This is a genomic window from Parasaccharibacter apium (assembly GCF_002917995.1).
Classification (GTDB): Bacteria; Pseudomonadota; Alphaproteobacteria; order Acetobacterales; family Acetobacteraceae; genus Bombella; species Bombella apis.
Window position 1 is genome coordinate 141,416 of sequence record NZ_LMYH01000012.1, and the last position, 25,833, is coordinate 167,248.

At 58.5% G+C, this 25,833-nt stretch carries 21 protein-coding genes; 15 read left to right on the plus strand and 6 right to left on the minus strand.

Annotated features, from left to right (window positions below):
* The first annotated feature begins 171 nt into the window (after positions 1–171).
* The 13 genes from ASO19_RS05325 to ASO19_RS05385 all read left to right on the plus strand — a co-directional run bounded on the left by ASO19_RS05325 (position 172) and on the right by ASO19_RS05385 (position 16,973).
* Positions 172–1,131 (plus strand): lysophospholipid acyltransferase family protein, encoded by a 960-nt coding sequence (locus ASO19_RS05325; protein ID WP_103765558.1) that lies wholly within the window; start codon positions 172–174, stop codon positions 1,129–1,131.
* 51 nt (positions 1,132–1,182) lie between these two features.
* Positions 1,183–2,568 (plus strand): tRNA (N6-isopentenyl adenosine(37)-C2)-methylthiotransferase MiaB, encoded by a 1,386-nt coding sequence (miaB, locus tag ASO19_RS05330; protein ID WP_081563185.1) that lies wholly within the window; start codon positions 1,183–1,185, stop codon positions 2,566–2,568.
* On the plus strand, positions 2,565–3,668 hold the full coding sequence (locus ASO19_RS05335; protein WP_103765559.1) for a PhoH family protein: 1,104 nt from the start codon (positions 2,565–2,567) through the stop codon (positions 3,666–3,668). Before miaB ends, ASO19_RS05335 begins: the two co-directional genes overlap by 4 nt.
* Positions 3,637–4,128: an rRNA maturation RNase YbeY gene (gene ybeY / locus ASO19_RS05340; protein WP_258036058.1), complete on the plus strand. Its 492-nt coding sequence runs from the start codon at positions 3,637–3,639 to the stop codon at positions 4,126–4,128. Before ASO19_RS05335 ends, ybeY begins: the two co-directional genes overlap by 32 nt.
* Before the next feature lie 57 nt (positions 4,129–4,185).
* Positions 4,186–5,070: a hemolysin family protein gene (locus tag ASO19_RS05345; RefSeq protein ID WP_081563187.1), complete on the plus strand. Its 885-nt coding sequence runs from the start codon at positions 4,186–4,188 to the stop codon at positions 5,068–5,070.
* An 87-nt stretch (positions 5,071–5,157) separates the two neighbouring features.
* Positions 5,158–5,814, plus strand: coding sequence for a thioredoxin domain-containing protein (locus ASO19_RS05350; protein WP_043560036.1), 657 nt, complete (start codon positions 5,158–5,160; stop codon positions 5,812–5,814).
* Positions 5,815–5,860: 46 nt separating this feature from the next.
* Positions 5,861–10,408 carry a coiled-coil domain-containing protein gene (locus ASO19_RS05355; RefSeq protein WP_103765561.1) on the plus strand — a complete coding sequence of 1,516 codons (4,548 nt, stop codon included), beginning with the start codon at positions 5,861–5,863 and terminating at the stop codon, positions 10,406–10,408.
* 147 nt (positions 10,409–10,555) lie between these two features.
* Positions 10,556–11,212, plus strand: a complete 657-nt coding sequence (locus ASO19_RS05360; RefSeq protein ID WP_081563190.1) for a metallophosphoesterase — start codon at positions 10,556–10,558, stop codon at positions 11,210–11,212.
* Positions 11,202–11,549: a chorismate mutase gene (locus ASO19_RS05365; protein ID WP_043560032.1), complete on the plus strand. Its 348-nt coding sequence runs from the start codon at positions 11,202–11,204 to the stop codon at positions 11,547–11,549. Before ASO19_RS05360 ends, ASO19_RS05365 begins: the two co-directional genes overlap by 11 nt.
* A 113-nt stretch (positions 11,550–11,662) precedes the next feature.
* Positions 11,663–12,043 carry a hypothetical protein gene (locus tag ASO19_RS05370; protein WP_052349052.1) on the plus strand — a complete coding sequence of 127 codons (381 nt, stop codon included), beginning with the start codon at positions 11,663–11,665 and terminating at the stop codon, positions 12,041–12,043.
* The gene (locus ASO19_RS05375) at positions 12,036–14,240 is read left to right on the plus strand and encodes a pyrroloquinoline quinone-dependent dehydrogenase (RefSeq protein WP_103765562.1); all 2,205 of its coding nucleotides are present in this window, start codon (positions 12,036–12,038) and stop codon (positions 14,238–14,240) included. Before ASO19_RS05370 ends, ASO19_RS05375 begins: the two co-directional genes overlap by 8 nt.
* A gap of 167 nt (positions 14,241–14,407) precedes the next feature.
* The gene (locus tag ASO19_RS05380; protein ID WP_227431441.1) at positions 14,408–14,788 is read left to right on the plus strand and encodes a glycerol dehydrogenase; all 381 of its coding nucleotides are present in this window, start codon (positions 14,408–14,410) and stop codon (positions 14,786–14,788) included.
* The gene (locus tag ASO19_RS05385) at positions 14,781–16,973 is read left to right on the plus strand and encodes a pyrroloquinoline quinone-dependent dehydrogenase (protein ID WP_103765563.1); all 2,193 of its coding nucleotides are present in this window, start codon (positions 14,781–14,783) and stop codon (positions 16,971–16,973) included. The genes ASO19_RS05380 and ASO19_RS05385 overlap by 8 nt, the downstream gene beginning before the upstream one ends.
* A gap of 160 nt (positions 16,974–17,133) precedes the next feature.
* Here the strand turns inward: ASO19_RS05385 and ASO19_RS09245 are convergent, their stop codons facing one another.
* Positions 17,134–17,388 carry a hypothetical protein gene (locus ASO19_RS09245; RefSeq protein ID WP_081563192.1) on the minus strand — a complete coding sequence of 85 codons (255 nt, stop codon included), beginning with the start codon at positions 17,386–17,388 and terminating at the stop codon, positions 17,134–17,136.
* Positions 17,389–17,593: 205 nt separating this feature from the next.
* Between ASO19_RS09245 and ASO19_RS05395 the strand changes: the two genes are divergently transcribed.
* Complete coding sequence (locus tag ASO19_RS05395) at positions 17,594–18,337, plus strand: orotate phosphoribosyltransferase (RefSeq protein ID WP_052349051.1); 744 nt, start codon at positions 17,594–17,596, stop codon at positions 18,335–18,337.
* A 92-nt stretch (positions 18,338–18,429) separates the two neighbouring features.
* The gene (gene murI / locus ASO19_RS05400; protein ID WP_103765564.1) at positions 18,430–19,254 is read left to right on the plus strand and encodes a glutamate racemase; all 825 of its coding nucleotides are present in this window, start codon (positions 18,430–18,432) and stop codon (positions 19,252–19,254) included.
* On the opposite strand, the gene ASO19_RS05405 is transcribed toward murI, so the two are convergent.
* The 5 genes from ASO19_RS05405 to fabI all read right to left on the minus strand — a co-directional run bounded on the left by ASO19_RS05405 (position 19,251) and on the right by fabI (position 25,716).
* A complete protein-coding gene (locus ASO19_RS05405) occupies positions 19,251–20,318 on the minus strand; it encodes a polyprenyl synthetase family protein (RefSeq protein ID WP_373364575.1) in 1,068 nt (355 codons plus the stop codon). The genes murI and ASO19_RS05405 overlap by 4 nt on opposite strands.
* A 213-nt stretch (positions 20,319–20,531) precedes the next feature.
* Entirely contained in the window at positions 20,532–21,554 is a 1,023-nt protein-coding gene (locus tag ASO19_RS05410; RefSeq protein WP_043560023.1) for a ribonucleotide-diphosphate reductase subunit beta, read from the minus strand.
* 104 nt (positions 21,555–21,658) lie between these two features.
* The gene (locus ASO19_RS05415) at positions 21,659–23,566 is read right to left on the minus strand and encodes a ribonucleoside-diphosphate reductase subunit alpha (protein ID WP_373364576.1); all 1,908 of its coding nucleotides are present in this window, start codon (positions 23,564–23,566) and stop codon (positions 21,659–21,661) included.
* Positions 23,567–23,764: 198 nt separating this feature from the next.
* Positions 23,765–24,859, minus strand: a complete 1,095-nt coding sequence (aroC, locus tag ASO19_RS05420) for a chorismate synthase (protein ID WP_103765565.1) — start codon at positions 24,857–24,859, stop codon at positions 23,765–23,767.
* A gap of 5 nt (positions 24,860–24,864) precedes the next feature.
* Positions 24,865–25,716: an enoyl-ACP reductase FabI gene (fabI, locus tag ASO19_RS05425; RefSeq protein WP_043560018.1), complete on the minus strand. Its 852-nt coding sequence runs from the start codon at positions 25,714–25,716 to the stop codon at positions 24,865–24,867.
* Positions 25,717–25,833: the final 117 nt, after the last annotated feature.

Genomic DNA, 25,833 nt, shown 5'->3' on the forward strand with positions numbered 1-25,833 from the left:
CGGCATATATTCCAGAACACTGGCTGTTCCGGCCCCTTATGACAGACAGTTCTGTTCTAAAAAAGTTTCTGTTCTGTCATATGAAGCATTCTTCACTGTCACGACAGGAAGATCGCCCTATCCTGCTGATAAAGATTGTCTCTCTTCCATAAAATGCCTATCTAGACGACTATGTCTGTTGCAGAGCCTCACCCAACAAAAAAACGAAAGAGCCATCGGCCGGTTTTCGACCCGGACCGTCTTTTTACCGAGCAGAACCGTGCCTTGCAGGATACATTCACGGACCGTCTGCGGGCCCGCCTGCGGGCTGGTGCCCTGCTGGCCTGGGCTGCTGCCGGGTGCGTCGGGCAGGGGTCGTGCCTGCTCATGCCCGGCAAAATGTTCCGCCGGTTCCCTCTCTTTTTCTGGAGCGTGGCCTGCCGCATCCTCAACCTGAAAGTCCGCACGATCGGAGAGCGGGCGGGGTCCCTCACGCCACGGGCTGATGGACGACGGGTCATCTACGTGGCCAACCACTGCTCATGGCTGGACGTGCTGGTGTTGGGGAAAGTTCTTCCGGCCTTCTTCATCGCCAAACAGGAAGTCCGCCACTGGCCCGTCATCGGCTATCTGACCTTCCTTGGCCGGACAATTTACATCAACCGCAACCGGCAGGAAGCCGGACAGGATGTCGAAAACGTCATCAACCAACTGCGCAAAGGGTATGACATCGCCTTTTTCCCGGAGGGTACGACCTCCAAAGGCAATGGTCTGCTGCCTTTCATGTCGTCACTCTTTGCCATTGCGAAACCAGTCCGCCGCCCCAGTGACCCGGCCACTGACGATCACCCCTCCTGCATCATCCAGCCCGTCACGGTGGCTTATGACCAGCTGGAGGGCCTGCCCGTAGGGCGGCACAGACGGTCTTTCGTCTTTTCGTGGTTCGGAGACATGGATTTTGGCCCCCATCTGATGGGCCTTGGCAAGTGGCGCTCCATGCGGGCCACTGTCGTGTTCCACCCTCCCATCAAGCCGGAGGATTACCCGTCCCGCAAGGCCCTCTCCAATGCTGCACGGGCCGCCATCGAACAGGGCAGCGAAGACCTGCGGCAGAACCGTCTGCAGGATATCACCCCTTCCACCCGCTCATGACCTGCTTCTTTCTTTCATAGCCCGCTGATTCACGGACAGACTGCGATCATCATGCAAGAACAGATTTCCACCTCCCCATCACGGGGCCTGCACATCATCACATGGGGCTGTCAGATGAATGTCTATGACAGCGCCCGTATGGCGGATGTTCTGCGTCCGTTGGGTTACAGCCCGGTGGACCTGCCCGACAATGCGGACATGATCATCCTCAATACCTGCCATATCCGTGAGCGGGCGGCCGAGAAGGTCTTCTCGGAACTGGGGCGGCTGCGCCAGATCCGTGAGGCCCGCAAGCTGGAGGGGAAAGAGACCCTCATCGCTGTCGCAGGATGCGTGGCACAGGCAGAAGGCAAGGAGCTTCTGGCCCGGGCCCCCTATGTGGACCTCGTGCTTGGCCCGCAGACATACCATCGCCTCCCGGAGATGGTCGCCCGCATCGCCCGTGCCGGTGGCAGCGTGATTGATACGGATTTCCCCGTTGAATCCAAATTCGACCTCCTTCCGGAGGAAGCCGCCCCGCAGAATGAAGGCAACCTGACCGCTTTTCTCACAATCCAGGAAGGCTGTGACAAATTCTGCTCCTTCTGCGTGGTCCCCTACACCCGCGGGGCCGAGACAAGCCGCCCTGTCGCCTCCATCCTGGCCGAAGCCGAACGGCTCGTCGCCAGTGGTGTCAAGGAAATCACCCTGCTGGGACAGAACGTGAATGCCTTCCATGGCGACTGGAACGGCGGCACGGCCTCCCTGCCGGAACTGGCCGCCCTCCTGCATGAAAAGATTCCAGCGCTCAAACGTCTGCGTTACATAACGTCCCATCCCAGGGATATGGAGCAGGCACTGATAGATGCCCACCGGAGCAATCCCATTTTCATGCCGTACCTCCACCTGCCAGTCCAGAGCGGGTCCGACAAGGTGCTGAAAGCCATGAACCGTGGCCATACGGCTGATGAATACCGGGAGATCATCAGACGTCTGAGAGAGGCCCGTCCTGACATAGCCCTGACATCCGACTTCATCGTCGGTCACCCCGGCGAAACAGATGAGGATTTTGAAGCCACCATGCAGCTGGTGCGAGATGTACGATTCGCCAGTGCCTACAGCTTCAAATACTCCCAGCGCCCCGGCACGCCTGCTGCTGGACAGCCTTTCCAGGTAGCTGAAAATGTGAAGGAAAAACGGCTTGCAGCCCTTCAGGCTCTTCTGCGAGAACAGCAGGATGCATTCAATGCTTCCCTTGTCGGTACGGTTCAGGATGTTCTCGTCACAGGCCACGGTCGCAAGCCGGGGCAACTCAACGGACGATCACCCTATCTTCAGCCTGTCCATTTTGAGGGCTCCCCCTCCCTGATCGGCGAGATCGTCAAGGTTCGCATTACAGCGCCCTTCACCAATTCCCTTGGTGGCCACCTTCATGAACAGGAAAGCACAGCCATTTGAGCCGCTCCGCCCCAGCGTCCTTTTCCTCCGGTCAGGAAGGACACCGCACGACGACACTCCGCTTCGAGGACAATCATCGCCTGCAGAAAGTCCTCGGGGACCATGACCGTCACCTCATCCGGCTGGAACAGGGAACCGGCACGAGACTGGTCTGCCGCGGCAACCGTGTGGCCATTTCCGGAGAGACGGATGCCGTCAATCGGGCGCAGGCCGTCCTCCAGGCGCTCTACCAGCAGGCTGGCAAAGGCGTGACACTGGATGGAGACCAGGTTGATGGCGTCATCAGGCTGACAGCCCTGCCATCCCATCGCCGCAGCCCACGCCGCCCCACAGCTGAAGAAACTGCTCCACCCATGGATGCTTCCTCACTGGACAATCTCCCGCATATCCAGACAAAACGTGGAGCCATTGCTCCCCGCTCCCCCGGACAGAGCGCCTACATGAAGGCTCTGGCCAGCAAAGAGCTTGTCTTCGGCCTTGGGCCTGCGGGTACAGGCAAGACCTATCTGGCCGTGGCACAGGCCGTTGCCATGTTCCAGGCAGGACAGGTGGATCGCATCATCCTCTCCCGCCCTGCCGTTGAAGCCGGAGAAAGACTTGGGTTCCTGCCCGGCGACATGCGGGAAAAGATCGACCCCTATCTGCGCCCCCTTTACGATGCCCTCCACGACATGATGCCCGGTGACCAGGTCTCACGCCGCATGGCCAGTGGAGAAATCGAAGTGGCGCCACTGGCCTTCATGCGGGGACGGACACTGGCCCATGCCTATGTCATTCTTGACGAGGCCCAGAACACCACCCCTGCCCAGATGAAAATGTTCCTGACCCGCATGGGGGCTGGTACCCGCATGGCCATTACGGGCGACCTGAGCCAGATAGACCTGCCGCGCGGTGTGACATCCGGCCTGCGGGACGCCGTGGCCACGCTGGAAGGGGTCAAAGGCATTGCTGTCTGCCCGCTCACGGCAGCCGATGTTGTCCGCCACCCCCTTGTCGCCCGCATCGTCGAAGCCTACGATCAGAAGGGTATCGATGCAGCGGCCAACCCCTACCACTCCTACCGGACAGATGATGAAACGCCCCGTTACTCCCCACGCTGAGGTTCTGGTTTCTGATCCACGCTGGCGGGCTGCATTGGGAGATGTGGAGCGGCTTGTCCGACAATCCTGCCAGATGACCCAGCGCTATGGGAATGTCTTCCCTCAAGGCAGGCCGGGCCCTTCATTCGTCTTTACGGACGACCGCCACATCCAGCGGCTCAATGCGCAGTTCCGCAGCAAGAACAAGCCAACGAATGTCCTGACATTCGAGCCCCCTGCTCCCATGCTGGGTGGAGACATCATCCTTGCTTACCAGACCATGCACCGGGAGGCGTTACAGGCCCGCAAGAGCCTCCGGGCCCATACGGCACATCTGATCGTTCATGGCCTGCTCCATCTGGCCGGACATGACCATCATCATCCCGGTGAAGCCCGGCAGATGGAAGGGCTGGAAACTTTCATTCTCTGCCGGATGGGGTTCGGCGACCCATGGAGGCCACGCCCTCACTCCCGCCGCTGATCCCTGAAAAACCGTCACATTTTTCTTCCGCCCGCAAACAGGAACGTTCCGCACCCGATGAAACTTTTCCACCGCAAGGCACGCACAAAGACCATAAGGCAGCATATTGCTGACCTCGTCCGGGAAGCCGCCAGTCTGGGGAAGACCAATCCTGACTCTCCCGAGCTGGACAGGCAGGAACGGGCGCTCATCATGAACGTACTGCGCCTGCGTACCATCACCGCTGATGACGTCATGATCCCCCGGGCCGACATCATCGCCATGTCGGATGATCTCTCCTTTGATGAGGCTCTGGGGCTGATGCGGGAGGAAAACCACTCCCGAATGCCCGTCTACCATGATGAGCTGGATGACATCGTCGGGATGATCCACGTCAAGGACCTTGTCGCCCATATCGGTACGAAAGAACCTTTCAACCTGCGTTCCCTTCTCCGCCAGCCTCTGCTCGTCGCACCCAGCATCCCGGTGCTGGACCTCCAGCTCCAGATGCGTCAGCGCCGTACCCACATGGCGCTTGTCATTGATGAATATGGCAGCATCGATGGCCTTGTGACTATTGAAGACCTCATCGAAACCATTGTTGGCGACATCTCTGATGAACATGACGAGCCGGTCACCACACCATGGTTCAACCGTCCCGATGGCACGATCGACCTTGATGCCCGGCTACCCGTCAAGGAGCTGGAAGAGCGCCTTGGCCCTGTTCTGACACGGGAGGAACGGGAGGCAGAAATCGAAACTGTCGGTGGTCTTGTCTTCCATCTGGCCGAGCATGTCCCGGCCCGTGATGAAGTGCTGGTTCATCCCAGCGGGCTGGAGTTCCGGGTGATCGATTCCGATGCCCGGCATATCCTGACCTTGCGGATGCGTGTCCCTGCCCACCTGCGGCGGCAGCCGGAAACGGCGGACGGGCAGACACCCTCCACCGGCCCATCCTCTTGACGGTACCACCTCTCTTGCCGTTCATGACAGGATGAACCGTTGACCGATACCGCACCGTAGCCTTCCCCCCAGAACAAAGGAGCCGTCATGACCTCCCACCACCCATTTTCACGCCGTCATTTTCTGACCAGTGGTTCTGCCCTGCTGGCAACCGGGCTGACTGCCGGCACCCTCCTTGCCCAGAGTCCCGCTCTGGCACAGACACAGGCTGCCGCACCGAAAGACCCCCGCCTCTCTCCCCGCATCATCGGTGATGCCAAGGCTCCCGTGCTCGTTCAGGAATGGTTCTCCCTGACCTGCACCCACTGCGCCCATTTTGCGACGGACATCTTCCCCCAGGTCAAGGAACAGTTCATCGATACCGGGAAGATCCGTTATCAGTTCCACGATTTCCCACTGGATCAGGTTGCCATGATTGCTGCCATGGTGGCACGCTCCCTGCCTGAAGAACGTTACCTACCCTTCATCAGCTCCCTCTTCTCCCGCCAGATGCAGTGGGCCTTCTCTGGTGGAGACCCCGTTGCCCACCTCAAGCAGGAGGCTGCCCTGGCCGGAATTGCCCCGGATGAATTCGACAGGATCAGCAAGGACATGACCTTCGGGCAGGAACTGTATCAGCTGACCCAGCAGGACGGACAGACCTACGACATCAAGGGAACACCCTACTTCCGCTTCAACAGCACACCATTCGCTCAGGACCCTGAGACCGTGGAGAAATTTGCCGAGCTCGTCAGCAAGGCCTGATCCCCTCTTCCGCTTTCCTCCATCGCCACAGTCCACACGGGGTTCAATGACACAGCACAAGGCGATCACGACCCGCCTCGATATTGTCGGCTTCAAAAGCTTTGCTGATGAGGTCCATCTGGACATCCTGCCGGGCCTGACCGGCATTGTCGGCCCCAATGGCTGCGGCAAATCCAACATTGTCGAGGCCCTGCGCTGGACGATGGGGGAAAGCTCCGCCCGTGCCCTACGTGGTGGAGAGAGCGATGACCTCATCTTTGCCGGGACAGGCAGCCGCCCGGCCCGCAATCTGGCCCGTGTCACCCTCCATCTTGGTGCGGCTGCCGGTCTTGCGCCGCCGCCCTTCCAGCAATCGGAAGAGCTGGAAGTCTCCCGTCAGGCAGAACGTGGTGCGGGCAGCACCTACCGCATCAACAATCGTGTCATGCGGGCCAAAGACGTACAGACCATCTTTGCGGACCTGTCCTCCGGTGCCCGCAGCTCATCCATCATCAGCCAGAACCGTGTCAGCCAGCTCATCGCTGCCAAACCGGAAGAGCGTCGCCTCCTGCTGGAGGAAGCCGCCGGGATCACCGGCCTGCATGTCCGCCGCCGGGACGCTGAGCTGAAACTGCGTCAGGCTGAAAGCAATCTGGAACGGGCCGAAGAGCATCGCAGAACGCTGGACCAGCAGCTCAGCAGCCTCTCCACCCAGTCCGAACAGGCCCGACGCTACCGGCAGGCATCAGAGGATATACGCCAGCATGAACGGTCTCTGCTCATCCTTCAACATGCCAGAGCCGAAGAGCTCGTCCAGAGCCGCCGGACCGCTCTGGAAAAAGCCAAAGAAGCCCTGGCCAGAAATGAGCAGGCTCTTCTGGATGCCAAAAAGCATGTCGAACTACAGGCAGAAAAACGCCAGCAGGAAAGCGAAGCCCTGGCCACGCTCCGCCAGCGGCTGGAGCAGTACCGCATCCATGTCGGCGTAGCAGAAGCTGCCCTCCAGCACATGCAGCAGGCCTCGGCCGACCATGCCAGACAGCGGGCCCAGCTGGAAGATGATCTGGCCCGACAGAAAAAAGAGCTGAGCCAGCTGGAAGAACAGCAGGCTCAGACCCGGCTGGCACTGGAACAGATCATGGACCAGCAACGGGCCACCGCCACGAAGCTCCCTGCGCTGGAAGAGACGATCACGGCCCTGCAACAGACAGAAGTCACCCAGCGGGCCGACCATGCTGCGCTGTCATCCCGTTATCAGGATGGAACACTCCAGTATGAACGGCTCCAGAGCCGCCAGCAGGAGCTGGCACGTCAGATTGCTGATGACAGGGAAAACCTCAACCATCTGGAAATCGAACTTCAGGCCATCGAACAGGACTGCACCCGGGAAGCAATTGCTGATCAGCTGCGCCAGCAGGTCTCCGCCAGCATGGAGGAAGCCAGCAGCTGCGAACGCAACGCCCGGGAGGCCGAAGCTCATTTTCAGGAACAGAGGCTTCTCACCGACCGCACACAGCGTGATCTGCATGAAGCCAGAACCCGGCTTGAACAGCTGCAACAGCGTGAAAAAGAACTGACCCAGGCAGTGACCAGGCAGCAGTCCCGTCTGGAAACGGAACGAACCCAGAAGCAGGAAATCAGACACGGCCTGCTTGACAAGACCGCAGAAGAGCGGTTTCAGGCAGCCTGTCAGACCACACGGACACTGGCAGAACAGACCGCCCTTGCTGAAAAAGGTCTGATACAGAAGCGTGAACAGGCAGAGCAGCTCTGGCTCAGCGAGCAGGCTGCGCTGGAAAAATGCCAGCAGCGCCGCGAATTTCTGCAACAGGACGTCAAACGCCTGACCGAACAGCTGGCAGACCAGCAGGCACGCTCCACAGCAGCGCAGGCCGCTCTGAAGGACGCCCTTGACCGTGCGATCAGCATCGAAGAGCTCGATGGCGCACGGACCCGTCTCAACATGCTGGCAAAGCAGATCAACTCCCGCCTCGAAGCCATCACCCAGACCGAAGAACAGCACAATGCTCTTCTGGAACAGGAAAAAGAGGCACGGCAGGCCCTGCAACAGATCGAAACGGACCGGCTGCGTTACCAGAGCGAGCATGAAGGGCTGCAAAGCACCCTGCAAGGCAGTCTCCTCGCCATCCCCCATCCCGTACTGGAACAGCTGGAAATCCCGGACGCCCTCATCAGGGCCGTTGCAAGCGCCCTGACAGATGGGCTGGAAGCGTCTCTCCCCCCTGAGGGAGAACCCCTGACTGATACGCCACGGCAATGGCGCTCTCTGCCCCCGCTTGGGAAACAGACACCAGCAGTCAAGGCACTGGCGGCCCTGCCCAGTCTGGCATCCCTTATCAATATACCGGCTCCACTTGAGCGGGCTTTCCGGGCCATTTTCCTGCTGGAAAAGACTGAAGACGGCCCTGCCCTCCACCACTATCTTCAGCCTGGTCAGGCCCTCGTCACAAAAGAAGGGGGCCTCTGGCGCTGGGATGGTTTCATCCGCCAGCCCAACACGCCCACGGCAGAAATGGTACGCCTCCAGCAGGCACAGGCCCTCAAGAAGACCGCCGCCGCCATTCAGACACTCGACCAGCAGCACGCTGTCCAGAAAGCTGCCGCCGACACACTGCACACACAGTGTGAAACACTGGCACAGGCACTGGCAGAACAGCGCCAGTCTGCCCAAAACGAACGTGACGAACAGGCACGGCAGAAGCACCAGCTGGAAGGGCTTACGGAACGCCATGCCTTCCAGCAGGAGCAGATCTCCCTTCTCCAACAGGAAGCCTCCGGCCATGAGGCACAGCAGAACCGGACAAAGTCACAGCTTGCTGCGGTACAGTCAGAGCTGAAGGCCCTTCCCGTTTCAGACAAGGCCGTCTCCGACGCTGCGGCAGTACTCCAGACCATCCGGGATGAAGAACAGTCAGCCCGACTGGCCTCTGAAGAGGCCCGCTCCCAACACCAGAAAGCTGAAAACGAGCGACAACAGGCCCTGTTCAGGAACGATGCCCTGAAGAAACAGCTCGCTGAACGGACACAGACCATCGACCAGCTGGAGCAGGACATCAGGGAGCTAAGCGGACAGAAACAGACCGTACTGGACACACAGGCAAAGATCGACCTTCCAGCTCTTCAGTCGGCTCTGAAAACAGCAGAAGACGCACTCCATCATGCCCGACAGGCCGCAGCAGAGGCCATACAAAAGGCCGAAACAGTCCGCAAAGAGGCCACACGACAGGAACAGGCCCTTCAGGAGCGAAGCCGCCTTCTGGCTGGCCTGCAAGCCCGGCGGGAAAGCCTCCAGCAGCAGATCCAGACCCTGAAAATCACTCTGGAAAAACGCCTGACTGATGAGGCAGCCTGCCAGAAAAATCAGTCCGATCTGCCGGACATCGCCATTCTGAAAGAAGAACTCGACCGGACGAAGGCCGGGCTGACCAGCACCACGGATGCCCTTCAGCAGCACCGGGCAGACCATAACACCCTGTCGCAGACTCTTTCCCTGCTAAAAGAACGACACGGGCATCTGCTGACGGACAGCCAGAAACAGGCCGACCGGCATGCCCAGCTCCAGACCCTCATCAAGGACCTGACGGACCGCCACGCAGCCCTGATGACGGCCACCCCGGAGCAGGCGGAAGACAGCAGCCTTGCCCGCCATGAAGAGCAGCTCCAGCAGGATATGGAAACGCTCAGAACGCTGGAAGAAGAAGAGAAGGTCTTCACCAGCCACCTGGCCCAGACCGAAGCCACCCTGCATGACCAGCAGGCCCTGCTGGACCACCACAAGGATGGCAGCAGCCGCTACCGTGAAGACACCATCCGGCTTGGTGAACGGGCCGAACAGGCAGAAGAGGCTCTGGCTCTCCTGCGCCATGATTCCCCCCTGCCAGACAATGCCGAAACCCCGGACACTGTTTCAGCCGATGCTGAACAGGCCCTGCGGCAGGCCCTGAAACGGGCCCTGAAGCGCCGTGATGATCTGGGCCCAGTCAATCTCTGTGCCGAAGACGAGTTCCAGACAGCCCAGAAAGAATCCGAACGAATCGCCCGGGAGCATCAGGACCTCTCAACCGCCATTGCCCGCCTGCGTGGCGGGGTCGGGGCGATCAACCGGGAAGGCCGACAGCGCCTCATGGCCGTCTTTGCGGACATCAATGAGCATTTCCAGAAGCTCTTCACCCGCATGTTTGGTGGAGGCAAGGCACATCTCCAGATGGTTGGCAGCGACGATCCGCTGGAGGCCGGGCTGGAAATATTTGCCCAGCCCCCCGGAAAGAAACTCTCAACCCTGTCTCTTCTCTCCGGCGGAGAGCAGGCTCTCACAGCCCTCTCGCTCATTTTTGCAGCCTTTCACTGCACGCCAGCTCCCATCTGCGTTCTGGATGAGGTTGATGCCCCCCTTGATGATGCCAATGTGGAGCGCTTCTGCACGCTCATCCGTGACATCACCAAAGAAACGGGCACCCGTTTTCTGGTCATCACCCATCACCAGCTGACCATGGCCCATATGGACCGTCTCTATGGGATCACCATGCAGGAACGGGGCGTGAGCCGCCTGCTCTCTGTCAATCTGGATGAAAGCATCCGCATGGTAAATGGTTGACCTTCTCCCATTATCATCAGACAATTAGTGCCCTTTAAGGCAACTGGAGGCTGAGTTTACAAAACCGTGAGCGATCGACCTATCTTTTCAGAACCACGGCTTGACGAATCGGTTTTATCCCGCATTCGCGAGCATGGTCTTCGCATTGTGGGAGACGTGCACGGTGATCTCAACGCTTTCCGCCATGCCATAGCCACAAAACGCTTCATCATCCAGCTGGGAGATCTCGTCGATCACGGGCCGGACAGTGCTGGCGTGCTGGAAACCATGCTGGACCTGCTGGAGACGCACAGGGGCATGTTCGTTCTCGGCAATCACGACCGCAAGTTGGGCCGAGCGTTGGAGGGGCGGCGGCTGCGCCGTGACCTCCCGCTGGAAACCACCCTGAAACAGATTCAGACCTCCACAGCCGAAGACCTCGCTAACCGTTCCCTCAAAGCCGTCGCTCAGGCACCGGCATGGCAGAGGCTGGGCAACATGCTCTTCGTTCATGGTGGGTTCCACACGGCCATGCTCTCCGGCCCCCCGCCACAGACAGGGCTTGCCGACATGTCCGCCCCTCTTTCACGGGCACTCTTCGGAGAAACGACAAGCCGCCTCCAGCCGGACGGGTATCCAGAACGACGCCTGAGCTGGATCAACCGTATTCCAGAAGGTATAACCGTTTATGTCGGGCATGACAGACGGTCCCTTGATGGCCGCCCACTGCACCGGACTGGCCGGCTGGGAGGAAAAGCCATTTTCATGGATCTCGGCGCCGGCAAAGGCGGCCATCTCGCATGGATTGACCTCAATGACCTCTAAAAATGACACATTGCCTGATCCAACTCGTCAGCTGACCGCTCTCCGCCAGCGTATCGACAATATCGATGCTGCCCTCATCTATATGCTGGCAGAACGTTTCCGCTGCACAGCCGATGTGGGGGCTCTAAAAGCCTCCTCCCACCTCCCTGCCTGCGACCCGGCCCGGGAGAAAGAGCAGCTGACCCGCCTGCATGCTCTGGCCCAGGATGCCGGATTGGACATTGACTTCACAAAAAAGTTCTTTGCCTTTCTTGTTGGGGAGGTCATTGCCAATCATAAAGCTATTGCTGCACAGTTTCAGGATACACCACAAAATCCCGTCCTGAATAAAGAATAGATTGATCCATTTTACCTATCATAAATATAAATTAACTTTATTTATCTATTTTTCTCCCATCCTGGATGGCCTCATAGTTACGACATGGTTTCTGCTAGACTGGAGATAATGTCGTGTCACCATCATCATCCTCCAGACCGAAGCAAGGATTGGCAAGCCTGGCGACTTACGCACTGGCGCTTCTGATCCTGCTTTTCGGCCTTTATTTTGTCATTTTCGGCTCATGGCTCATTCTGCTGGGTGGGTCCTGGTATTACACCCCCTGCGGACTCCTTCTCTGCATTTCCGGCATCTATCTCTTCCGCCAGAGTCCCACAGGAGCATGGAGCTATCTTCTCGCTTGGGCCCTGACAATTCCCTGGACGATCTATGAGGTCGGTTTCAATTTCTGGGGATGGTTGCCGCGCCTCTTCGGGCCCACCCTGCTGGCGGTTGCCGTTGTTGCCTGCCTGCCTCACCTTCTCCGCAACCAGAAGGAACACTACAATGCGTAACCAGTCTTACCTTCTCGGTATCCTTCTGGGTGGCACCATCCTTGGCACCTCGCTCCCGGTCCATGTGGCCCATGCCCAGATTCCTCCCTCGCTGGAAACCCCCGGCCCGGACAATGACAGCGAAGCGCAGACGAGCTCCAGCATCTACCACGACCCTGAGCCGGGTACCCCCCAGCCAACAGGCGTCAATGCCGCCAACCTGCCGGATATTGATGAGCTCCCCATCGACCAGCTCCCCCAGGCCGTCCCTCAGGAGAGTGCCAATCCCAAAGCTGAGGACTGGCCTGCCTATGGGCGTGATGACCAGGCGACACGCTATTCCCCGCTGACACAGATCACGCCGGAAAATGTCAGCAGACTGCAACGGGCGTTCATCTACCATACCGGCAGCCTCCCTCCCAAAGGGAAGGCCAACAAGTGGGCTGCAGAAACCACGCCGATCAAGGTGGGTGATTCCCTGTATCTCTGCTCCGCCACGAATGACATGATGCGTGTCGATGCCGCTACGGGGCAGGAAAAATGGCACTTCCATGCCCATGAAAGCTACGATGCCATTCCCTATACGGCGGCCTGCAAATCCGTCACCTACTACACATCATCCACCGCAGCGGATGGGCAGCCCTGCCATCACCGCATCATTGAATCGACACTGGACAACAGGCTGATTGCTGTTGATGCCGAAGATGGCAAGCTCTGCGAGACTTTTGGCCATGGCGGGCAGGTCAATCTCATGCAGGGCATGGGCTGGTCCGTCCCCGGTTTCGTGGCCATGACAACAGCTCCGCCCATCGTCAATGGCGTGATCGTTGTCAATCATGAAGTGCTTGATGGCCAGCGCCGCTGGGCACCATCAGGCGTCATCCGGGGATATGATGCCGAAAGTGGGAAGTTCCTCTGGGCTTGGGATGTCAATAATCCGGACAACCACCACCAGCCGGACAAGGACCATTATTACAGCCGTGGAACACCCAATTCTTGGGCGGCCATGACGGGCGACAATGCCCTGGGGCTGGTCTATGTGCCCACAGGCAACTCTGCGGTTGACTATTACAGCGCCATGCGCAGCGATGCGGAAAACAAGGTGTCATCCGCCGTGGTGGCGCTTGATGTCCGCACGGGCGAACCCCGTTGGGTCTTCCAGACCGTCCACAAGGATGTCTGGGATTACGACATTGGTTCCCAGGCAACGCTGTTCGACTATCATGCCGATGACGGAAGCATCATCCCGGCCCTCATCATGCCTACAAAACGGGGCCAGACCTTCATCCTCGACCGTCGGACAGGCAAGCCGCTGCCAGACTTCCCCGTCGTGGAAAAACCGGCTCCCAGCCCGGGCTTCGTCCAGGGTGATCCACGGGCTCCAACGCAGCCGTGGTCTGTCGGGGTTCCCCGTCTTGGCTTCCCGGAGCTGACAGAAGCCGCCACATGGGGCATCTCGCCACTGGACCAGCTGGCCTGCCGCATCAAATTCCGTCGGGCCCATTATGTCGGCGAGTTCACACCGCCTACCATCAAGCAGCCGTGGCTGGAATACCCTGGCTATAATGGGGGCAGTGACTGGGGCAGCATCTCCTATAACCCGCAGACGGGCATCATGCTGGCCAACTGGAGCAGCCTGCCCATGTATGACCAGCTCGTCAGCCGCAAGAAAGCTGACAAAATGGGGCTGATTCCCATTGATTCACCCCAGTTCAAAGCTGGCGCTGGTGGGGCTGAAGGTAACGGGGCACAGGCGCAGACGCCCTATGGAATTGTCGTCACCCCGTACTGGAACAGCTTCACCCAGATGATGTGCAATGTGCCACCCTACGGGATGGTCACCGCCATTGACCTCAAAGCGCACAAGGTCCTGTGGCAGAAGCCACTTGGTTCGGCCCGTGCCAATGGCCCGTGGGGTATCGCCTCGCACCTGCCGCTGACAATCGGTACGCCCAACAATGGCGGTCCTGTCATGACGGCTGGCGGTGTCGCCTTCATCGGAGCATCGACCGACAACCAGATCCACGCCATTGACCTCAAGACAGGCAAGACGCTCTGGACTGACGTGCTGCCCGGTGGGGGACAGGCCAACGCCATGACCTATGCCGTCAATGGTCGGCAATATGTCGCCATCATGGCCGGGGGGCATCACTTCATGCGCAGCCCGGTGTCTGATGCGCTGGTTGTCTATGCTCTGCCAGAGGCAGACAGCAAGTAACCTTGGGATCGTGCCGGTTGCATGAAAAAATCATGTAACCGGCATGTCCAGTGTATCAACCTGAGTTCCCTGACCAAATATATGGGTTGATCTCGTCAATCCGTTTTTATCCGAAACGTGTATCCCCATGGTTTCCTGATATTTTCTGGTCAACTGGAGATGGAACTGTGTCTTTTCTCTCTTATCCCAATGAAAAACCCAAAGGCGCAGATATAGCCATCTGGGCATTTGCCCTGCTGATTCTGCTTTTCGGGCTTTATTTCGTCATTTTCGGCTCATGGCTCATTCTGCTGGGTGGGTCCTGGTATTACACCCTCTGCGGACTGCTCCTCTGCCTCTCAGGCATCTATCTTTTCCGCCAGAGCCCTGTGGGTGCCTGGACCTATCTTCTCGCCTGGGCCCTGACAATTCCCTGGACGATCTACGAGGTCGGTTTCAATTTCTGGGGATGGCTGCCGCGCCTCTTCGGGCCCACCCTGCTGGCCATCGTGGTCGCTGCTTTTCTTCCCCGTCTCCTCCGCAACCAGAAAGTCACTCCCGATGCGTAATCAAGTCCGTCTTCTTGGTCTCCTTCTGGGAGGTACCATCCTCGGCACATCACTATCCGCCGTAAAAGCCCAGGAGGCCGCCTCCCCCAGCACGTCTCACGAGACGGCACCTGCGGAGGAAACGGTTTCCACCATCTATCATCCCCCTGCTCCCAACACACCCCAGGCCACAGGCGTCAATGCCGCCAACCTGCCGGATATTGATGAGCTCCCCATCGACCAGCTTCCCCAGGCCGTCCCTCAGGAGAGTGCCAATCCCAAAGCTGAGGACTGGCCTGCCTATGGGCGGGACGACCGGGCCACACGCTATTCCCCGCTGACCCAGATCACACCGGAGAATGTCAGCAGGCTGCAACGGGCGTTCGTCTACCATACCGGAGTCCTGCAACCAAAAGGCAAACTGAATCGACTGGCGCCGGAAACGGCCCCCATCAAGGTGGGTGATTCCCTGTATCTCTGCTCCGCCACGAATGACATGATGCGTGTCGATGCCGCTACGGGGCAGGAAAAATGGCACTTCCATGCCCATGAAAGCTACGATGCCATTCCCTTCACCTCTGCCTGCAAATCCGTCACCTATTACACGTCATCCACCGCAGCGGATGGGCAGACCTGCCATAACCGCATCATTGAGGCCACGCTGGACAACCGGATGATCGCCGTTGATGCCGAAGATGGCAAACCGTGCGAGGCCTTTGGCCATGGCGGGCAGGTCAATCTCATGCAGGGCATGGGCTGGTCCGTGCCCCGTTTTGTTGGGGTGACCAGTCCGGTTCCCATCATCAATGGCGTGATCGTGGTCAATCATGAAGTGCTGGACGGTCAGCGCCGCTGGGCACCATCAGGCGTCATCCGGGGATATGATGCCGAAAGTGGGAAGTTCCTCTGGGCTTGGGATGTCAATAATCCGGACAACCACCACCAGCCGGACAAGGACCATTATTACAGCCGTGGAACACCCAATTCATGGACGGCCATGACGGGCGACAATGCCCTGGGGCTGGTCTATGTCCCCATGGGCAATTCCTCGGCTGACTATTACAGCGCCATGCGCAGCGATGCGGAAAACAAGGTGTCATCCGCCGTAGTGGCGCTTGATGTCCGCACGGGTGAACCCCGGTGGGTCTTCCAGACCGTCCACAAGGATGTCTGGGATTACGACATTGGTTCCCAGGCAACGCTGTTCGACTATCATGCCGATGACGGAAGCATCATCCCGGCCCTCATCATGCCTACAAAACGGGGCCAGACCTTCATCCTCGACCGTCGGACAGGCAAGCCGCTGCCAGACTTCCCCGTCGTGGAAAAACCGGCCCCCGCCGGTGTCATGAAGGATGATCCCCGTACGCCAACGCAGCCGTGGTCTGTCGGGGTTCCCCGCCTCGGTTTTCCAGACCTGAAGGAATCGGACATGTGGGGCGTCTCGCCGCTGGACCAGCTGGCCTGCCGCATCAAGTTCCGTCGGGCCAGTTATGTTGGCGAGTTCACACCCCCTTCCCTCAAAAAGCCATGGATTGAATCCCCCGGCTATAATGGGGGCAGTGACTGGGGCAGCATCTCCTATAACCCGCAGACGGGTATCATGCTGGCCAACTGGAACAATGTTCCCATGTACAACCAGCTTGTGAACCGCAAAACGGCGGACCAGCTGCGACTGATCCCTGTGGATGTTCCCGAATACACGCCACGCCATGGCATGACAGCCGGCAATGCCGCCCAGGCTGAGACGCCGTATGGCACTCTGGTTGGTCCCTTCTGGAACGAATTCACGAGGGTAATGTGCAACGCACCTCCCTACGGCATGCTCACCGCCATTGATCTCAAGGCACACAAGGTTCTGTGGCAGCGGCCCTTCGGCTCGGCCCGTGCCAATGGTCCCTGGGGGCTGCCGACAGGTCTGCCCATCGAAATCGGCACGCCAAACAATGGCGGGTCTGTCATGACGGCTGGCGGTGTGGCCTTCATCGGGGCGTCAACCGACAACCAGATTCACGCCGTCGACCTCAAGACAGGCAAGACACTCTGGACGGACGTGCTGCCCGGTGGAGGACAGGCCAACGCCATGACCTATGCCGTCAATGGTCGGCAATATGTCGCCATCATGGCCGGGGGGCACCACCTCATGGGGACACCTGTTTCCGATCAGCTGGTTGTCTATACCCTGCCAGAGCAGGCAACAAAATGATCTGCTCCCTCTGGCTGTCTGCTTCTCCGGACAGCCAGAGGGCCTGAGAGATTTGATCAAAACTGAAAATATCAAAAAAGCGGAGAGCCATCCGGCACCCCGCTTCATCATGTGTCTCTGGCCCAAAGAGCGAAGGACTGCACCAGGCCATGTTGTGGCTTCAATGTGGCCTGGTTGGAGGGCAGTTACAACCACGCGTAGGCGCAGCCGAACGCCGGACGATGTGATGATCTATCCACTCCGAGACGAGCAGCCGGGCTTCTGGCAGGGACGATTCTGGATGATGGATGCGATACAGGGTTGTGCAGGCAGCAAAAATACTCATCTCGCTTTGCCCCATATCATGCAGCTCCTGATAAGCTGTAATTACGGCGCGTTCGCATTTGCGACCAATGTGCCCGGTGTCGATTTTCATATCCCATAACCCCTACGATACCCTGTTTTCCCCAGGAAAAACCTCCATCAGGAAAGGCGGGCCACTATCATCAGCCCTACCAATAACAGAATAAAGCGTCACCAATAAGAGAATGGGCAAAAAAGACATCTTTGCCCTACCCCTCCTTCCTTCTAACGGGTAGATGTCTCCAAAGGAACCATTTTTCGAGATTACGGAGAGAATAATGCCTGCATCTGGCACAGCATCAAATCTGGGCATCCGCCCCACACAGTGGGACCGTGATGCTGCGCTGACAACGGCGCGCATTCTTCTGGAAATCAAAGCCATCAACTTCCGGCCCAGCGAGCCTTACACGCTGACATCCGGCTGGAAATCCCCCGTCTATATCGACTGCCGCAAGATCATCTTCTTCCCCCGCGCCCGCAAGAAACTGATGGAACTGGCCGTTGAAAAAATTGGCCGCCACATCGGCTATGAAAGCATTGATGCTGTCGTGGGCGGTGAGACGGCAGGTATTCCCTTCTCCGCCTGGATTGCTGACCGGCTGATGACACCAATGGCCTATGTACGCAAGAAGCCTAAAGGCTTTGGCCGCAATGCACAGATTGAAGGTGACGTGCCAGAGGGCATGCGCACCCTGCTGGTAGAGGACCTGACAACAGACGGCGCCTCCAAGATCCGTTTTGCCAATGCCCTGCGTGAAGCAGGTGCCATCGTGGATCACACCTTTGTTGTCTTCTTTTACGGCGTCTTCCCCGGCGCCCAGAAAACCCTTCAGGACATGGGCATCAGCCTGCATGCACTCTGCACCTGGTGGGATGTACTGGAAGCCTGCGCCGATGGCCAATATTTCTCTGCCGAAGACAGCGCAGAAGTTCGCCGCTTCCTTGAGGACCCATGCAGCTGGTCCAAAGCCCATGGCGGTGTCGGCAGCGCAGAAGAAGCACTTGCCTTCAAACGGGGCTGACCGTTTCACACCCAGCCTGAAAAGGACGATGAAAGGAGGGCAACCTTTCTCTCCTTTTCAGGCCCCACCATCACGTCTCAGCGGATACGCCCATGCCTGCACCATCCTCTCCCCGCATTCTGGTCTTTGATTCAGGCATCGGCGGGCTGGGTGTTGTTCAGGCACTGCGCAGTCTGGCCCCTTCCCTGACAATAGACTACCTCGCCGATACGGCCCTGTTTCCCTATGGGGAACAGCCGGATGATATCCTGCGGGAGCGCATTGCCGACCTCGTCTGCAAGTCTTGCGATACACTGGAACCGGCTCTGGCCATCATTGCCTGCAACACGGCCAGCACCCTGGCACTGCCCATATTACGGGAGCGGCTCGATCTGCCTGTCGTAGGCTGTGTCCCGCCCATCCGCTGGGCCGGACGGGTCTCTGCCAGCCGCACCATCGGTCTGCTGGCTACAAGCGCCACGGCACGACGCCCCTATCTCAAACAGCTTCATGACGAATTTGCTGCCGATTGCCGACTGCTCATACATGGCTCCCGCCATCTGGCCAATCTGGCCGAGCGGGCTTTTCGGGGCGAGCAGCCGGATCCGGCTGAAGTGCAGCAGGAACTCGCATGCCTCTTTCAGCAGCCCGGTGGAAATGACATTGACGCTGTTGGGCTGGGCTGCACGCACTATACGTTTCTGCTACCCTACTTCCAGCGCCTTGGCCCTGCGGGCATCATGTGGCTGGACCCCGCCCCCGCCGTCGCCCAGCAGGCCCTCCGGCGGTTATGTGATGTAACGGAAGCCTCGCTTCCCGCCAGCCCGTCCAGCCCGGCGGACCGCTTCTTCCTGACAGCTCATCCACAGAACGGAGAGGAGCTTGCCAGAAACATCGCCTGGCTGGGATTCGCCAATGGCTGGGACGTTTTTTCTTAACGGGCCCGCTCGACCGTATAAAGCACCGTCTCACGCAACAGATTTTTCAACCCGCTCTCCGGGAAACAGGACAACGCCTCCACGGCCTGCGCCGCATAATCCCGGGCCTTTTCAATCGTCTTACGGATGGCATCCCTCCGGGCAATGATCTCCAGAGCATGAGGCAGATCAGCCTCTGTCTGCTCATTATCCTCGATCACACGTTTCCAGAACTGGCGTTCTTCCTCCGTACCCTGCTCATAAGCAGCCAGCACCGGGAGCGTGATCTTCCCTTCACGGAAATCATCCCCGACCGTCTTCCCCAGCACCTGCTGATCCGCTGCATAATCCAGCGCATCATCCACAAGCTGGAAGGCCATACCCAGGCTGGTTCCGTACTGCTCCAGCGCCAGCTCAGCCTCACGACCGTGCCCGGCCACGACGGCGCCTACCCGACAGGCCGCCGCAAACAGGGCCGCCGTCTTGCCATGGATGACCTCCAGATAACGCTCTATCGGGGTAGAAAGATCATTCTGGGTGGACATCTGGAGAACTTCACCTTCAGCAATCGTTGCCGAAGCAGCTGAAAGAATGGCCATGACCTCCAGCGATCCATCCGCCGTCATGAGCTGGAACGAGCGGGCAAACAGGAAGTCCCCCACCAGCACGGAAGCCTTGTTGCCAAAAAGGGCATTGGCAGAGGCCATGCCACGCCGCAGCGTGCTTTCATCCACCACATCATCATGCAGCAGCGTTGCTGTATGGATGAACTCCACACAGGCCGCCAGGCCGATATGGCGTGTTTCCCCCTCCTTCTCCCCATAACCACAAAGACGGGCAGAAGCGAGCGTCAGCAATGGACGCAGCCTCTTTCCACCAGCCGCCACGAGATGCGCTCCCAGCTGGGGAATCAACGGAACAGAGCTCTGCATCCTGTCAATGATGGCCTGATTGCAGGCTGTCATGTCATCGGCCAGATAGGCGGAAAGGGCCTTCAGGGCATCTTCCCCTTTGACCTCTCTACCCGCAGCCTCACCGCCAGATACAGTGTTGGGCTCTGATGAGGAAGAAACCAAAACGCACAACTCCAGTTCTCCCTGCTCCAGCACGCTGGAGCAGACAGTCTCGGGCGGCTGCCTTTCCTCCGGGATACGTCTTCTCAGAACGTATGGCCGGGCAGAACGCAGCCCATACCCCTATTAGAAAATACTTCCGTCCATATGAGCAGCAAAGCAGGCCCGGTCAAGACAGCCCTATCATAAACCATTCAGATAACGGGTAATTTCCCTGCTTTCCTCTCAGGAGAACACACCACTTTCGAAGGCATCTTCCCACGTACCCTGCGTGGAAGCACGGGAATATTCAGTCGCACGATTCTCGAAGAAATTCGTATGTTCCACCGCATTGAGCATGTCATCCACCCATGGCAGCGGATTTTCCTCGATGCCATAGATCGGGTCCAGACCAAGCTGGATCAGCCGGCGATCAGCAATGAAGCGGATGTAGCGCTCCACCTGCCCGGCAGACAGGCCCTCCACAGGCCCCATTTCGAAGGCCAGTTCGATGAAGGCATCCTCGTGGGCGACTGTCTGACGGCAGATTTCCACCAGTTCAGCCCGGAATTCTTCCGTCCAGAGTTCCGGATTTTCCCGAATGAAGGTGCGGAAAAGCCGGATCATGGAGAGGCAGTGCAGCGTTTCATCACGCACGGACCATGAAACGATCTGTCCCATCCCCTTCAGCTTGTTGAAGCGGGGGAAATTCAGCAAAATGGCAAAAGACGCAAACAGCTGGAGACCCTCCATGAAGGCTCCGAAGGCTGCCATCGTCTTGGCAACATCCCGCTTGCTGTTGATGTTGAAGGACTGCATGAAATCATACTTGTCCTTCATTTCCTTGTATTTCAGGAAGGCGGAATACTCCGTCTCCGGCATCCCGATCGTATCCAGCAGGTGGGAATAGGCCGCAATATGGATGGTCTCGATGTTTGAGAAACAGGAGAGCATCATGAGGACTTCGGTTGGCTTGAAGACCTGACTGTAATACTTCATGTAGGCGGAGTTCACTTCCACGTCCGCCTGCGTGAAAAAGCGGAAAATCTGCGTGACGAGATTCTGCTCGGCCTCTGAAAGTTTACGGTGCCAGTCCTTCACATCCTCGGCCAGCGGAACTTCCTCCGGCAGCCAGTGCAGACGCTGCTGGGTCAACCAGGCATCATAGGCCCAAGGGTAGCGGAATGGCTTGTAAACCGGGTTTTCAACCAGAAGATTGGCCTGCTCGGCCGCTTCCGGGGCCGGCGGCAATGGAGTGCCATCTGTCATCTCGCGAAACCTTTTTCCCTTGAGACACAGCCCTTCCAGGCTGAATCCCTCCAATATCCAAAGATGAGGCCATGCCGGGCAGGCCCCACCTCACACCCTCCGCCTTACTGGCAGGAGAGACATTCCTCATAACTCCCGGCACCACTCTCCGCATGGCGTGGCGTAGCCTGCGGAAGATGATCGTCATCCCCCTCCATGATGTCACGCTTCACGGCAACATTGGACACCGTATCGGCCCTCTGGATGGAAAGGGAGCGGCAATAATACAGCGATTTGACGCCCTTCTTCCATGCCTCGTAATGGATGCGGACAAGGTCACGCTTGTGCACATCCGCCGGCAGGAACAGATTGACCGACTGCGACTGACAGATGAACGGAGCACGGTCGGCAGCATGCTCAATCACCCAGCGCTGGTCAATCTCGAAGGCTGTTCTGAAAACATCCTTCTCATCCTGTGTCAGGAAATCGAGATGCTGTACGGACCCCTTGCTCAATGTGATGGAGGACCAGACCTCATCCGTATCCCGCCCATACTTCTGGAGCAGCTTCGCCAGATGGCGGTTCCGCACCGTGAAGGAGCCGGACAGTGTCTTCTGGAGAAACACGTTGGCACTGATGGGATCAATCCCCGGGCTGGCATTGCCCGCAATGATGGAAATGGACGCTGTCGGCGCCACGGCCATCCTGTTGGAGAACCGTTCCTGAAAACCATATTCTTCGGCATCCGGACACGGGCCCCGTGTCTTTGCCAGCTCGCGGGATGCCTCAGCCGTCTGCTTCGAGATATGCTCAAAGAACTTCTTGTTCCACACCTTCGCCATGACACTACCAAAGGGCACCATCCTGGACTGAAGGAAGGAATGGAAACCCATCACACCCAACCCGACCGACCGCTCCCGCATGGCGGCATAACGGGCATGGGCCATGTCATCCGGCGCATTGTCGATGAAGTCCTGCAACACATTGTCGAGGAACAGCATCACATCCTTGATGAAGTGCGGGTCATCTTTCCATTCATCCCAATATTCCAGATTCAGGGATGAAAGACAGCAGACAGCCGTACGGGTCTTGCCATGATGGTCAATCCCCGTCGGCAGGGTGATCTCGGCACAGAGGTTGGAGGTCTTCACCTCCAGCCCTGCCAGCCTGTGATGTTCCGGCCGGGCACGGTTCACCGTGTCCGAAAACACGATGTAGGGCTCGCCCTGTTCCATGCGTGCTGTCAGAAGGCGTATCCACAGGCCACGGGCCGACACCTTGCGAATGACGCTATGATCCTTGGGGGAAACGAGTGGCCATTCCTCATCACCCGCCACGGCCCGCATGAAATCGTCCGTCAGCAGCACACCATGATGCAGATTGAGGGCCTTGCGGTTGGGATCACCACCAGTGGGACGGCGCATCTCGATGAATTCTTCAATCTCGGGATGCCAGATAGGCAGATAAACTGCAGCGGAACCACGCCGCAGGCTGCCCTGGCTGATGGCGAGCGTCAGGCTGTCCATCACCCGAATGAAGGGGATCACACCGGATGTTTTACCATTCCGGCCGATATTCTCCCCGATAGACCGCAGATTGCCCCAATAGGAACCAATCCCCCCTCCTTTGGCAGCCAGCCAGACATTCTCATTCCAGAGCCCGACAATCCCCTCGAGACTGTCCTCCGATTCATTGAGAAAACAGGAAATCGGAAGACCACGATTCGTCCCGCCGTTGGAAAGAACAGGTGTGGCTGGCATGAACCAGTGCTGGGACATGTAATCGTAAATACGCTGTGCATGCCCCTCATCAGCTCCATACCGGGATGCCACGCGCGCAAACAGCCCCTGATATGTCTCACCTTCCAGCAGGTAGCGGTCATCCAGAGTGGCACGACCGAAGTCTGTCAGGCGCTCGTCACGTTCCGGCGTCGTCCGCACAGGCGGATGCCCCGGCAGCTGAACAACATTGGGGAAGAGCTCGGGTTCTTCTGTCCCACCCAACGGGTGAGCGAACGTCTGCGCATCATGCATGGTCATGAATCGAGCCCCTCATTTCGGCATCATTTTCGGCTTAAACAGTCCTCCCATCTCCCATGGATGAAGGGCATATTTCAAGGCTTGTTTTTCGTCAGGTTTTATGCATTTTCGCATATATAGGGTTAACCCGTTCACAATGAACACTATATATTGTAACGAGCTCTCACCCTTCCTGCTGAATAACAACAGTTTTCAGAGCCACCCACATTGGGCATGGTTACGCAGCAACTGGTCCGCCAGGATGCAGGCCATCATGGCCTCGGCCACCGGTACGGCCCGGATGCCGATGCAGGGGTCATGCCGCCCCTTTGTCCGGACATCCACCGCCTCACCATCCCGCGTGATGCTCGGTACGGGCAGCAATATGGAGCTGGTTGGTTTGATCGCCATGCGGGCCACGATAGGCTGCCCCGTGGAGATACCCCCCAGAATACCCCCGGCGTGATTGCTGAGAAATACAGGCTCCATCGGATTATCGGAAGGACGGATGGGATCCGCATTTTCCTCGCCATGGAGGGCGGCAACCCCCATGCCATCACCAATCTCGACCGCTTTCACACCATTGATACCCATGAGGCCGCCAGCCAGTTCGGAGTCCAGCTTACCATAAACAGGCGCCCCCAGCCCGGCAGGAACGCCTTCCGCCACGACCTCCAGCGTCGCACCGATGGAGGATCCGGACTTTCTCACCTCTTCCAGCTGCTCGCTCCACGCCGGAACGATTCCCGCATCTGGAGAGAAGAACGGATTCCGTTCCACCTCATCCCAATCCCAGCGTTCCCTGTCCACGGACTGCCCACCAATACCCGTAAGGGCACCACGGATGAGCAGCTGCGGCCCGACAAGCTCCCGCAGGATGACCCGTGCCACGGCTCCCGCTGCGACACGCATGGCCGTCTCCCGTGCGGAAGACCGCCCGCCACCACGATAGTCACGGATGCCGTACTTCAGATCATAGGCAATATCTGCATGGCCAGGCCGATACTGCCGGGCAATCTCCCCATAATCCCGGGACCGCTGATCCGTATTCTCAATCATCAGGGAAATGGGGGTGCCCGTCGTCTGCCCCTCAAACACCCCGGAGAGAATCCGCACCTCATCCGGTTCACGCCGCTGCGTCGTGTAACGGGACTGGCCCGGCCGCCTTTTCTCCAGCCAGGGCTGAATGTCATCCTCCGACAGTTTCAGGCGTGGCGGACAGCCATCAATCACGCAGCCAATCGCTGGACCGTGGCTCTCTCCCCATGTCGTAACACGTAGCAGACGCCCAAAACTGTTTTCAGACATTATTCTTATTCCCCAGAGGAGAGGCTCATGTCGGGAGCTTCCGGGTTCTTCATGCCAATGATGTTGTAACCGCAATCCACGTGATGCACCTCACCCGTCACACCGCTGGAAAGATCTGACAGCAGATACAGGCCGGAACCACCGACATCCTTCAGGGACACATTGCGCTCCATCGGAGCATTGACCTGATTCCAGCGCAGAATGTAGCGGAAGTCCCCGATGCCATTGGCTGCCAGTGTCATGATCGGTCCGGCAGAAATGCCGTTCACACGGATATCATCACGACCCAGATCCACCGCCATGTAACGGACGGAGGCTTCAAGTGCTGCCTTGGCAACACCCATCACATTATAATGCGGCATGACACGCTCTGCCCCCAGATAGGTCAGGGTCAGCAGGGAGCCACCGGCATTCATCATGGCCGCAGCCCGACGGGCCACTGCCGTGAAAGAGAAGCAGGAAATATCCAGCGCCTGGAGGAAAGCCTCACGGGGGGTATCCACATAGCGCCCGCGCAGATACTGCTTGTCAGCCCAGCCAATGGCATGAACGACAAAGTCGATCTTGCCCCAGGCCTTCTCGACCTCATCGAACGTGGCATTGATGGCAGCGTCATCACTCACATCACAGGGCAGGACCATGGTGGACCCCACACTTTCTGCCAGCGGACGTACACGCTTGCCCAGAGCCTCACCCTGATAGGTGAAGGCGATTTCAGCCCCCTGGTCCGCACAGGCCTTGGCAATGGCCCAGGCAATGGAGTTCTTGTTTGCCACACCCATGACAACACCACGCTTGCCAGCCATGAGTGTTCCCTTGGCTGTTTCCTGCTGCGTGTGCGCTTCCGTTTCTGACATGGTCAGCCCCCTTGAGGATAATCTTGGATATATAATAAGTGGGTCATCTCGTCGCACAAGGCTGGCCACTCGGCAAGGCCCTCCCGTCACGAGGAAAACGTTTTTACGCTTCCCTCT